The sequence below is a fragment of the Stenotrophomonas africana genome (genome assembly GCF_013004645.1).
GTDB lineage: Bacteria > Pseudomonadota > Gammaproteobacteria > Xanthomonadales > Xanthomonadaceae > Stenotrophomonas > Stenotrophomonas africana.
On record NZ_JABEME010000007.1, the window covers coordinates 44139 to 56346 of the forward strand.

At 67.4% G+C, this 12208-nt stretch carries 8 protein-coding genes; 7 read left to right on the top strand and 1 reads right to left on the bottom strand.

Annotation, left to right across the window (positions count from 1 at the left end; genetic code table 11):
• The first annotated feature begins 249 nt into the window (after window positions 1-249).
• Together smc and zipA are read left to right on the top strand one after the other, a co-directional pair.
• Window positions 250-3753: a chromosome segregation protein SMC gene (gene smc, locus HLA98_RS13290; protein ID WP_057500622.1), complete on the top strand. Its 3504-nt coding sequence runs from the start codon at window positions 250-252 to the stop codon at window positions 3751-3753.
• 46 nt (window positions 3754-3799) lie between these two features.
• Complete coding sequence (gene zipA, locus HLA98_RS13295; RefSeq protein ID WP_057500621.1) at window positions 3800-4537, top strand: cell division protein ZipA; 738 nt, start codon at window positions 3800-3802, stop codon at window positions 4535-4537.
• A gap of 99 nt (window positions 4538-4636) precedes the next feature.
• Here zipA and HLA98_RS13300 read toward each other — a convergent pair whose 3' ends face one another.
• The gene (locus tag HLA98_RS13300) at window positions 4637-5755 is read right to left on the bottom strand and encodes a pyridoxal phosphate-dependent aminotransferase (protein ID WP_057500620.1); all 1119 of its coding nucleotides are present in this window, start codon (window positions 5753-5755) and stop codon (window positions 4637-4639) included.
• Between the two features lie 282 nt (window positions 5756-6037).
• Between HLA98_RS13300 and ligA the strand changes: the two genes are divergently transcribed.
• The 5 genes from ligA (at window position 6038) to mtnA (ending at window position 11977) form a co-directional block, all read left to right on the top strand.
• A complete protein-coding gene (ligA, locus tag HLA98_RS13305; RefSeq protein ID WP_170272477.1) occupies window positions 6038-8509 on the top strand; it encodes an NAD-dependent DNA ligase LigA in 2472 nt (823 codons plus the stop codon).
• A gap of 49 nt (window positions 8510-8558) precedes the next feature.
• Window positions 8559-9044: a GNAT family N-acetyltransferase gene (locus tag HLA98_RS13310; protein ID WP_049445614.1), complete on the top strand. Its 486-nt coding sequence runs from the start codon at window positions 8559-8561 to the stop codon at window positions 9042-9044.
• Window positions 9041-9997: an EF-P lysine aminoacylase EpmA gene (gene epmA, locus HLA98_RS13315; protein WP_049445613.1), complete on the top strand. Its 957-nt coding sequence runs from the start codon at window positions 9041-9043 to the stop codon at window positions 9995-9997. Before HLA98_RS13310 ends, epmA begins: the two co-directional genes overlap by 4 nt.
• A gap of 139 nt (window positions 9998-10136) precedes the next feature.
• Window positions 10137-10865 (top strand): DUF3011 domain-containing protein, encoded by a 729-nt coding sequence (locus HLA98_RS13320; RefSeq protein ID WP_057500618.1) that lies wholly within the window; start codon window positions 10137-10139, stop codon window positions 10863-10865.
• A 47-nt stretch (window positions 10866-10912) separates the two neighbouring features.
• Window positions 10913-11977 carry an S-methyl-5-thioribose-1-phosphate isomerase gene (gene mtnA, locus HLA98_RS13325; RefSeq protein WP_049445610.1) on the top strand — a complete coding sequence of 355 codons (1065 nt, stop codon included), beginning with the start codon at window positions 10913-10915 and terminating at the stop codon, window positions 11975-11977.
• Window positions 11978-12208 lie beyond the last annotated feature (231 nt).

Sequence of the window (12208 nt, forward strand, 5' to 3'; positions counted from 1 at the left end):
CACGGCCTGGAATCACCGCAGAACGGGCGCCCGCAAGGGTGCCCGTTTTGTTTTATGGCTCCGTTTCGTGGTGACGGGCCACGCTCGGCCGGCGGGGTGGGGCTGGACAATGTTCCACGCCCATTCGTAGAACACGGCCACATCGGTATACTCAGGGCGTCACACCCGTTCCACGGGCATCGATCCCAACAGGATCAATGACTTGGAGGGTAAACGCAGGCCGCTTGCCGGCCCCAGTCCGGAACCCCTATGCGTCTTTCCACGATCAAGCTGTCCGGCTTCAAGTCGTTCGTCGATCCGACCACCCTGCACCTGCCGACCAACATGACCGGTGTGGTGGGGCCCAATGGCTGCGGCAAGTCGAACATCATCGACGCCGTGCGCTGGGTCATGGGCGAGAGTTCGGCCAGCCGCCTGCGTGGCGACTCGCTGACCGACGTGATCTTCTCCGGGTCCAATGCCCGCAAGCCGGTCTCGCAGGCCACGGTCGAGCTGATCTTCGACAACTCCGACCACACGATCTCCGGCGAGTACGCCTCGTTCAACGAAATCTCGGTCAAGCGCACGGTCAGCCGCGACGGCACCAGCAACTATTACCTCAACGGCACCAAGTGCCGCCGCCGCGACATCACCGATCTGTTCCTCGGCACCGGCCTGGGCCCGCGCAGCTACTCGATCATCGAGCAGGGCATGATCAGCCAGATCATCGAAGCGCGCCCGGAAGACCTGCGCGTGTACCTGGAAGAGGCGGCGGGCATCTCCAAGTACAAAGAGCGCCGCAAGGAAACCGAGACCCGCATCCGCCACACCCGCGAGAACCTGGACCGGCTGGGCGACCTGCGCGACGAGATCAGCAAGCAGCTGGAGCACCTCAAGCGCCAGGCCAAGCAGGCCGAGCAGTACCAGGCCCTGCAGGAAGAGCGCCGGATCAAGGATGCCGAGTGGAAGGCGCTGGAATTCCGTGGTCTCGACGGACGCCTGTCGAAGCTGCGCGAAGGCCTGTCGCAGGAAGAGACCAAGCTGCAGCAGCTGATCGCCGACCAGCGTGATGCCGAGGCCCGCATCGAGACCTCGCGTGCGCGGCGCGAAGAGGCCGCTGACGCGCTCAACACCGCGCAGGCTGCGGTCTACCAGGTCGGCAGCACGCTGGCCCGCCTGGAGCAGCAGATCCAGCACCAGCGCGAGCTGTCGCAGCGCCTGCACAAGGCGCGCGATGAAACCCAGCAGGCGCTGGCCGAACTGGGCCAGCACATCAGCGGCGACGAGGCCAAGCTGAGGGTGCTGCGCGAGGCGGTGGAGGCTGCCACCCCGCAGCTGGAGGAGCTGCAGGAAGAGAACGAGATCAAGCAGGAAAGCCTGCGCGAGGCCGAGGACCGCCTGGCCAGCTGGCAGCAGCGTTGGGAACAGCACACCTCGCAGAGTTCGGAGGCCTCGCGCGCCGGCGATGTCGAGCGCACGCGCGTGGACTATCTGGACAAGCAGATCCTTGACGCCGACCGGCGTCGTGAAGCCCTGGCCGCCGAGCGCGCCGGCCTGGACGTGGATGCGCTGGAAGAAACGTTCGAGCAGCTGCACCTGCAGCACGACACGCAGAAGACCGCGCTGGATGAATTGAGCGAAGACGTCGAACTGCGCAAGCAGGGCGTGGCGGCGGTGCAGGAACAGCAGCGCAATGGCCAGAACGAACTGGCCGAACTGCGCAAGCAGGCCAACGGCCTGCGTGGCCGCCTGGCCTCGCTGGAAACCCTGCAGCAGGCCGCGCTGGGCCAGGAGCAGGGTGCGGCTGTGGCCTGGCTGAAGGCGCGTGGATTGGATTCGGCAGCGCGTGTCGGCGAACGCCTGGACGTTGATGCCGGCTGGGAAAATGCCGTGGAAAGCGCGCTCGGTCAGTTGATCGAAGGCGTGCTGGTCGATGACCCGGCCAGCCTGGTCGACGCGCTGGGCGAACTGGGCGAGGGCCACATTGCACTGGTCGCCAACGATGGCACGGACCTGAAGGTCGCGCCGACCTCGCTGGCCGCCCGCGTACGTGGCCCGGCAGCGATCCGTCGCCTGCTGGCACACCTGCATGCAGCAAAGGACCTTTCCGAAGCGAAGGCGTTGCAGGGCAGCCTTCCGGAAGGCGATTCAATCATCACCCAGAGCGGCGAGCGCCTGGGCCAGGGTTGGCTGCGCGTATCGCGCTCCGGTGCAGCCCAGCAGGGCGCGCTGCTGCGCGAGCGTGAGATCAATGAACTGCGTGAGCAGATCGAGCAGCTGCAGGACCGCGAGGCCGAGCTGGAAGAACAGCTGAGTGGTTTCCGTGAGCAGCTGCAGGCCGCCGAGCAGCAGCGCGAAGACGCGCAGCGGGCGCTGTACCAGGCCCATCGTGCGGTCTCTGAACTGGCGGGCCAGTTGCAAGGCCAGCAGGGCAAGGTGGAAGCGGCGCGCACGCGCATCGACCGCATCGAAGGTGAGCTGAAGCAGTTGCAGGAAACGCTGGAAGCCAACAACGAGCAGGCGCGTGAAGCGCGCTCACGGTTGGAGAACGCGGTCAGCAGCATGGGCGACCTGGAATCGACCCGGCAGCGACTGGAGGGCGAGCGCCGCCAGCTGACCGAGGCCCGCGACCTGGCGCGCGATGCTGCACGCGCGGTGCGTGAGCGCTCGCACTCGCTGGCGCTGACCCTGGAATCACAGCGGGCGCAGCTGGCCTCGTTGAGCCAGGCATTGGAGCGCATGGGCACTCAGCGCGGGCAGCTGGATTCGCGCCTGGGCGAACTGCATTCGCAGCTGGATGAAGGCGATTCGCCGGTCGAATCGCTGCAGGCCGAGCACCAGAACGCGCTGGAAGAGCGCGTGCGCGCCGATCGCGTGCTGACCGAGGCGCGCACGCTGCTGGACGGCATCGACGCCGAGCTGCGCAACTACGAACAGACCCGCCACCAGCGTGACGAGCAGGCGCTGGCCCAGCGCGAGCGCATTTCGCAGCGCAAGCTGGACCAGCAGGCGCTGGTGCTCAGCGCGGAGACCCTGCAGGCGGCGGTGGAGAAGGCCGGCTTCGTGCTGCAGGACGTGCTCAACGCGTTGCCCGAGGATGCCCGCCTGGGCGACTGGGAGCAGGCCGTTCACCAGATCGACGGCCGCATGCGCCGGCTGGAGCCGGTCAACCTGGCCGCCATCCACGAATACGGCGAGGCTTCGCAGCGCTCGGATTACCTGGATTCGCAGCACACCGACCTGACCACCGCGCTGGAAACCCTGGAAGACGCCATCCGCAAGATCGACCGCGAGACCCGCGGTCGTTTCAAGGACACCTTTGATCGTGTCAACGCTGGCGTGCAGGCGTTGTACCCGCGCCTGTTCGGTGGCGGCCACGCCTACCTGGAACTGACCGGTGAAGACCTGCTCGACACCGGTGTGACCATCATGGCGCGTCCTCCGGGCAAGCGCGTGTCCAGCATCTCGCTGCTGTCCGGCGGCGAGAAGGCGATGACCGCGGTGGCGCTGGTGTTCGCCATCTTCCAGCTGAATCCCGCGCCGTTCTGCCTGCTGGACGAGGTGGACGCGCCGCTGGATGAAGCCAACGTCGGCCGCCTGGCCAACATGGTCAAGGAAATGAGCGAAAAGGTGCAGTTCCTGTTCGTCAGCCACAACAAGGCGACGATGGAGGCAGCGCACCAGCTGTCGGGCGTGACCATGCGCGAGCCGGGCGTCAGCCGCCTGGTCAGCGTAGACCTGGAAGAAGCCGCGCGATTGGCGGGCGCGGCCTGACGTGCCATCCTAGTTACCTGAATGAACTAGCCGGAGAACCTATCGAATGTCCGACACGGCACTGTTGCGCATCGGCATCCTGGCCGCCGGCCTGCTGTTGATCGCCGCGATCTTCCTGTTTGGCCGTCCGAAAAAGAAGCCCCAGGGGCGCCGCGTGGAAGGCGCGGAACCGACCAGCGGCGAGCGCCGCGAGCCGGTGCTGGGCGAAGACGGCGTCACCGTGGCCGAGGGCCGCGTCGAACCGGGCATGGGTACGGAAGGCGAGCAGGCCGAACTCGGCCTGGGTGAAACCGACCCGGGCGCCAGCGACCTCGGAAAGCGCGCCACCCAGGATTTCGACAAGATCGTCTCGCTGTTCGTGGCCGCCCGCGCCGGCGAGCAGCTGCGTGGCGAGGACATCGTGGTGGCGGCGGAAAAGACCGGCCTGGTGTTCGGCCACATGAACGTGTTCCACCGTCTGGTGGAAGGCCACCCCGAGCGCGGCCCGATCTTCTCGATGGCCAGCATCATGAAGCCGGGCAGCTTCGACATGGCCAACATCCGCGCCATGGAGACTCCGGCCATCGCCTTCTTCCTGACCCTGCCGGCGCCGCTGACCGCGCTGGACGCGTGGGAGAAGATGCTGCCGACCGTGCAGCGCATGGCCGAGCTGTTGGATGGCGTGGTGCTGGATGACAGCCGCAACGCGCTGGGCCGCCAGCGCATCGCGCACATCCGTGACGAGCTGCGCGCCTACGACCGTCAGCACCAGGCGCCGCCGCTGACCAAGACCCCGCGTTGGTAAGTGCTTTTTTCGGTGTGCCGACCAACGGTCGGCACCCACAACAGTAGATCCACGCCATGCGTGGATGGGGCGAACCAAGGTTCTCCCCCACCAACAGGGTCAGGCCGGGACACCGGCCAACTTCGCGAACGCATGGCGGAACGCGGCCATCTCCTCTTCGGAGCCGACGGTCACGCGCACGCGCTGTGGCCAGATCGGCCAGCTGCGGCCGATGATCACGCCGTTGTCTGCCATCGCCTTGGCAAAGGCGGCACCGTCGCGCTGCACGTCCACCACGAAGCAGTTCGCTTCCGACGGCACGCAGCTGAAACCACGCTTGCCCAGCCACGCGATGGTGGCCTGCCGCACCTTGGCATTCTGCAGGCGGCGCTGCGGAATTAACTGCGGATCGCGCAGGCTGGCCAGTGCAGCGGCCAGCGCCGGCACCGGCAGTGGGTTGTCGCCCAGGCTGGCCAGTTCGCGAAGGCGGTCGGGATGCGCGGCCGCCACGCCCAGGCGCAGGCCGGCCATGCCATACAGCTTGGAGAACGTACGCAACACGATCAGGTCATCGCGCTGCGCCACTTGTGCGATCAGGCTCGGCTGTTCGCTGTACTGCAGGTAGGCCTCGTCCAACAGCACGCGGGTGGATGCGGGCTTGTGGGCCAGCAGCCAGGCGAGCTCATCCGGCGGGCTGATCGAACCGGTCGGGTTGTTCGGGTTGCACACATACAGCAGTCCGGTCGGGCGTGCGTGCGCGGCGGCGACCATCGCGCGCAGGTCATGGGCGCCGTCGTCACGCAGCGGCACTTTCTGCACGTGCGCACCGTGGGCGGCGGCGACCTCGCCCAGCGTCTCGAAGGTCGGGTCGGCGACTACCAGTCCCGCCTGCGGGCCGGTCCATAGCACGGCGGCACGGTTCAGCGGTTCGCTGGAACCCGGATAGAGCCGCACGTGATCGGCCGGGATGCGCGCCTGTTCGATGAAGGCGTCGCGCACCTGACCGGCCAGTGCGAAACGGTAGCGGCCGCAACCGGCGATGCTGTCGCGTGCCGCCTGTTGGGCCGCGGGCGAGGGGCCGTAGGGACATTCGTTGAAATTCAGCAGCACCGCGCCTTCGGCAGGGGCGGCGGCTGTCGCGGGTTGGGCATGGCCGAGCTGTGGCAGCCCGCTGCCGGCGACAGCGAGGCCGGCACCGGCCAGTTGCAGGAAGCGTCGACGGGAAGCAGGCAGGGTCACGGGCAGGATTCCGAAGGGCAGACCGTCGCACGCTAGCGCTGGTGGGGATGGGCGGCAAGCTGCTTTTGCAGCGTCGAGCCGTGCTCGACCACAGACGTGCCAACCAAGGTTTGCACCTACCGGAGCTGGGGAGAAGGTTGGCACCTGCTGGAGCGGGGGAGTGGTTGGCGCCTGCCAGAGCGAAGCGCCAGTCGAGCATGGCTCGACTCCACAAAAGGCAGGGCCGTTACCGGGCCTGACAGCCGGGCGCGGTAGAATCCCCGGCCATCCCAGAACCACCGGATCCCGATGAGCCCCAGCCCCGCCGAACGCGCCGAAGACCTTCGCCGGCAGATCGCCCAGGCCAACCGCGCCTACCACGAGCTGGACGCGCCGGAGATCCCCGACGTCGACTACGACCGGATGGTCCGCGAGCTGGAAGCACTGGAGCGCGAACACCCGGAACTGGCCCGTGCCGACAGCCCGACCCAGCAGGTCGGTGCGCGCCCCTCCGGCCGCTTCCCGGAGGTGCGCCACGCGGTACCGATGTTGTCGCTGTCCAATGCCTTCAGCGATGAAGAAGTGGCCGATTTCGTGCGCCGCATCGATGAGCGCCTGGGCCGTCGCAGCCTGCAGTTTTCGGCCGAGCCGAAGATGGACGGCCTGGCGATCAGCCTGCGCTATGAGGATGGTCATTTCGTGCTCGGCGCGACCCGTGGCGATGGCAGTACCGGGGAGGACGTGACCGCCAACCTGCGCGAGATCGCTGACATTCCCAAGCGCCTGCACGGCAAGGACTGGCCGGATGTGCTGGAGGTGCGCGGCGAGGTCTACATGGCCCGTGCCGACTTCGAGGCCTACAACGAACGTGCGCGCCTGCAGGGCGGCAAGGTGCTGGCCAATCCGCGCAATGCGGCGGCCGGTTCGCTGCGCCAGCTCGACCCGAAGATCAGTGCGCAGCGCAGGCTGAGTTTCTTCGCCTACGGCACTGGCGAAGTGCAGGGCGGCGAGCTGCCGGACACCCATTCGGGCACCCTGGCCCAGCTCGGTGCCTGGGGCTTCCCGGTCAGTGAACTGTGCAAGGTGGTGGAAGGCACCGACGGCCTGCTGGGTTACTACCGCGATATCGGTGAGCGCCGCAATGGCCTGCCGTTCGATATCGATGGCGTGGTCTACAAGCTCGATGACCGCGCGGGCCAGCAGGCGATGGGCTTCGTCTCGCGTGCGCCGCGCTGGGCCATCGCGCACAAGTTCCCGGCGCAGGAACAGAGCACCACGGTGGAGGCCATCGAGATCCAGATCGGCCGCACCGGTGCCGCCACGCCGGTCGCGCGACTGGCGCCGGTGGCTGTGGCCGGCGTGATCGTGTCCAATGCCACCCTGCACAACGCCGATCAGATCGCACGCCTGGATGTGCGGGTGGGCGACAGCGTGATCGTGCGCCGCGCCGGCGATGTGATTCCGGAAGTGGTCAGCGTCATCCTCGATCGCCGCCCGCAGGGCACCTTGCCGTGGCAGATGCCGACGCGTTGCCCGGTGTGCGGCTCGGAAATCGTGCGCGAGGAAGGTGCCGCCGCATGGCGCTGTTCGGGTGAGCTGTCCTGCCCTGCGCAGCGCAAGGAGGCCATTGCCCATTTCGCTTCACGTCGTGCGATGGATATCGATGGCCTCGGCGACAAGTACATCGAAACCCTGGTCGACGCCGGCATCGTCAAGAGTGTGGCCGACCTGTACCGGCTCAACCGTGACCAGCTGCTGCACCTGAAGCTTGTGCTGGATGCCGAGGACCCTTCCGCACTGGCTGCTGCGCTGAAGCTGCATCTGCCCGCCGAAGGCAGTGGTGCGGTGCTCAATGCGGTGCTCAAGCTGGACGGCAACGATCCGGGCTGGCGCGCGCAGGCGCTGGTGCAGCCCGCCAGCTTCGAATGGAACACGAAGAAGATCGCCACCAAGTGGGCCGACAACCTGATCGCGGCGATCGACGCCAGTCGTGCCGCCACGCTGGAGCGTTTGCTGTTCGCGCTCGGCATCGAGCATGTGGGCGAAAGCACGGCCAAGGCGCTGGCGCAGTGGTTCGGTGACCTGGAGCTGATCCGCCACCTGCCGTGGCCGTTGTTCAAGCGTGTGCCGGACATCGGTGGCGAAGTAGCGCGCTCGCTCGGCCATTTCTTCGAGCAGCAGGGTAACCAGCAGGCCATCGATGACCTGCTGCAGGTCGGCCAGGTGCGCATCAGTGATGTGCATGCGCCCAGTGCCAAGCTGCGCGAAGGGCTGGATCTGGCGCAGCTGCTGGTCGAGTCGGAAATCCCCGGCATCACCCGCCTGCGTGCGGAGAAGCTGGCGGCTGCGTTGCCTGGCGCGCAGGCCGTGCTCGACGCCGAGCATGGCCAGTTCGTCAACGCCGGCCTGCCCGATGACACCGCACGCGGTCTGGCTGCGTGGCTGGACGCCGAAGGCCATGGCGCGATGCTGCTGGTGGCCGAAAAGGCGATGCAGCAGATCCTGGCCAAGGCGCCGGCGCTGGCCGAGATCGTGGCCGGCCCGCTGGATGGGCAGACCGTGGTGCTGACCGGCACCCTGGCCCAGCTCACCCGCGATGCCGCCAAGGAGCGCCTGGAAGCGCTGGGTGCCAAGGTCTCCGGCAGCGTTTCGAAGAAGACCAGTTTCGTGGTGGCCGGTACCGAGGCCGGCTCCAAGCTGGACAAGGCGCAATCGCTGGGCGTGCCCGTGTGGGACGAAGACCGCCTGCTGGCCTACCTTGCCGAACACGAATGATGACCCCGCCGGGTGCCTCGCGCCCGGCATGAAACACAAAGGAATACCGATGCAGACCGCCCCGCTGGATTTCCGCCTGGCCACCCGCGCCGACGAAGAGCAGTTGATCGCGTTGATGCGCGAGTTCTACGCCGAAGACAAGATCGACTTCGATGACGCGCGCGTGCGTCGCGGCGTGGACGCACTGCTGGCCGACCCACGCAACGGCGAAGTGCTGTTGTGGCTGGACGAGGCGGGCGAGGTGGTCGGTTACGCAGTGATCGCGATGGGCTTCAGCCTGGAGCAGGGCGGCCACTTCATGCTGCTGGACGAGCTGTACCTGAGCCATCGCGCGCGCGGTCGTGGCCGCGGCAAGCAGGCGCTGGCCATCTGCGAACAGCGCGCGCGTGGCCGTGGCGTCAGCCGCCTGCGCCTGGAAGTGAACCACCACAACGAGCTCGCCCGTCGCCTGTACCTGGCCAGCGGTTACATCGATGACACCCGCGATCTGTTGACCCTGCCGCTGGATCATCCGCGCCCGGAGGGCATCCTGTGAGTGAGGCCCTGCTGCACGCGCTGCAGCAGCGCGCTGCGCTCAATGCGCTGGTGCGCCGCTTCTTCGCCGAGCGCGATGTGCTGGAGGTGGAAACACCGATCCTGTCGGTTGCAGGCAACACCGAGCCCAACATCGACAGCTTCCATACCGATTTCACCGGGCATGTCGATGCCGGTGGCCGTCGCCGTTGGCTGCGCACCTCGCCGGAGTACCCGCTCAAGCGATTGCTGGCGGCAGGTGTGGGCGACTGCTACGAGCTGGGCCGGGTGTTCCGCAACGGCGAAGCGGGTGGTCGCCACAACCCGGAATTCACCATGCTGGAGTGGTACCGGGTCGGCTGGGACCACCACCGGCTGGTGCAGGAGACCGCCGAGCTGGTCGGTCAGGCACTGGCCCTGGTCGGGCGCAGTGCGACCCTGCGCGTGCTGAGCTACCGCGAACTGTTCCAGCAGCATGTGGGCGTGGACCCGTTCGAGGCTGACGAAGCCGCGCTGCGCGCCGCGCTCGGCGACGTGCACATCGACCCGGTAGGGCTGACCCGCGACGACTGGCTGGACCTGCTGATGACCCATCACATCCAGCCGCACTTCGATGACACGGTGATGACCGTGGTCCACGATTGGCCGGCCAGCCAGGCGGCGCTGGCCCGCATCCGCGCCGGCACGCCGCCGCTGGCCGAGCGTTTTGAGCTGTATCTGGGCGCGGTGGAACTGGCCAACGGCTATCACGAACTGAACGATGCGCAGGAGCAGCGCACGCGCTTCCAGCGTGACCTGCAGCGCCGGCACGAACGCGGCCAGGTGCAGCCGGCGCTGGACGAGGCACTGCTGGCCGCACTCCCGTCAATGCCGGCCTGCGCGGGTGTGGCGGTGGGTGTCGATCGGCTGCTGATGGCGATGAACCGCACGCCACGCATCGCCGACGTGCTGGCCTATGACTTCGCCCACGCCTGATCTTCAGGGTTTTCTGAACATCGAAGACTGAACGGATTGCCGCATTTCCGTGCTTGCTTCGGTAAGCAGGATGATGCTCTTATCACGGCAGATGCGGGACACTCGCATCGGAATTCGTCCACTCCTGTTGGGGAAGGCATTGGTCAAGTGGTTTGCGGTCGTCGCGGCTCCGGTCTACTCCATTGCGTTGTGGGGTGCCTGGCTGCCGTCGTCGGCGTCTGCCCAGCAGGTGGGGTATGACGGCGAAGTGGTGACCTGCGAATCGCGCGACATGGGCTGGGCGCATTGCGATATCGATGTCAGCAATGGCATCGACCTTGTCCGCCAGCTCTCCAACAGCAGCTGCATCCGTGGCAGCGAGTGGGGCACCGACCGCAGTGGTGTCTGGGTCACCCTGGGTTGCCGCGCCGAGTTCCGCGCGCGCCGCGCCGCGGGGGCCATTCCGGCAGCGAATGAAGGCAAACGCCTGGTTCGCCGCGTGGTGCGCTGCGAATCCAACGGTCGTCCGCAGAGCTGTCCGGTGCGCCTGGATGGGGCGCCGGTACGCCTGCTGCGCCAACTGTCGGCGTTGCCGTGCCGGGAAGGGCAGGGCTGGGGCTACAAGCGCAACGAAGTGTGGACCAGCCGCGGCTGCCAGGGAGATTTCGAAGTGGCTGACGAGGACGGCCGTTTTGTTGACGTGCCACGCCGTCTGACCTGCGAGTCGAAGTCGAAGAAGCGCCGCTTCTGTGGCGCGAGCATTTCGGTCGGCGCCGTCGTCACCGAACAGTTGTCCAGCACCCCGTGCGAGGAAGGCAACACCTGGGGCTGGAACCGCAACGGGATCTGGGTGGACGGCGGCTGCCGCGCCGAATTCTCGGTGAATTGAGCCCGGGCAGGCTCCAACCGCGCGGGGCGTGGCCCTACAATGGGCCCATGAACACTGCCTCCGACATCGACTACGCCCGTTACGACCATATCCGCCCGATCCTGTGGACCGGCGATGCCCTGCAACTGCTGGACCAGCGCAAGCTGCCGTTCGTGGTCGAGCATGTGGTCTGCCATGACAGTGACGAGGTTGCCGCCGCCATCCACGCGTTGACCGTGCGTGGTGCACCGGCGATTGGCATTGCCGCGGCCTGGGGCGTGGTGCTGGCCGCACGTGACGTGCAGGCCGCAGACGGTGCGCACGCGCTGCAGCAGCTGGAACCGGCGCTGCAGCGCCTGAACGCGTCGCGCCCGACCGCCGTCAACCTGGCCTGGGCGCTGGCACGCATGCGTCGCTGCCTGAATGCCGCCGGTGCCGACTGGAAGGCGCTGCTGGAAGCGGAGGCGCAGGCCATCGCGGAGGAAGACCTGGCCGCCAACCGCCACATGGGTGCGCTGGGCGCGGGCCTGATCGACGCCGGCAGCGGCGTGCTGACCCACTGCAACACCGGCTCGCTGGCCACCGCAGGTTTCGGCACCGCACTGGGCGTGATCCGTGCCGGCATGGCCCAGCACCGCATCGCCCGCGTGTTTGCCGGCGAGACCCGTCCGTGGCTGCAAGGCGCACGCCTGACCGTGTGGGAGCTGCAGCAGGATGGCATCGACGCCACCCTGATTGCCGATTCGGCCGCCTCGCACCTGATGAAGACCGGCGCGGTGCAGTGGGTGATCGTCGGTGCAGACCGCATCTGCGCCAATGGCGATACCGCCAACAAGATCGGCACCTACCAGCTGGCCATCGCCGCCCGCCACCACGGGGTCAGGTTCATGGTGGTGGCGCCGTCCTCGACCGTGGACATGGACACCGTGGACGGCAGCCAGATCGAGATCGAGCAGCGCGACCCGGGCGAGCTGTATGGCGTGGGCGGGACCCGCACCGTGGCCGAAGGCATTGCCGCCTGGAACCCGGTGTTCGACGTGACCCCGGGTGAACTGATCGATGCCATCGTGACCGAGCGTGGGGTGATCCTGAACCCGACCGCTGACAACATGCGTGCCGCCTTCGGCGGCTGAGGCGGGCAGGGTCGCGGATGTCTGTGGAGCCGAGCCCACGCTCGGCTCAGCCAGTGAATCCGCCGCAGCCGAGCATGGGCTCGGCTCTACAGGGGCGGCATGGGGCCCTAAGTTCCTGATTTGTGCCGGTAAAATCCCCGTAAAGGGAGGCGGAAAACGGCCTGTTGTGGTAGCATCCACAGGTTGAATCGAGGTTCCGGCGCGACCCCCTCCCGCAGAGGGCTGCGCCGG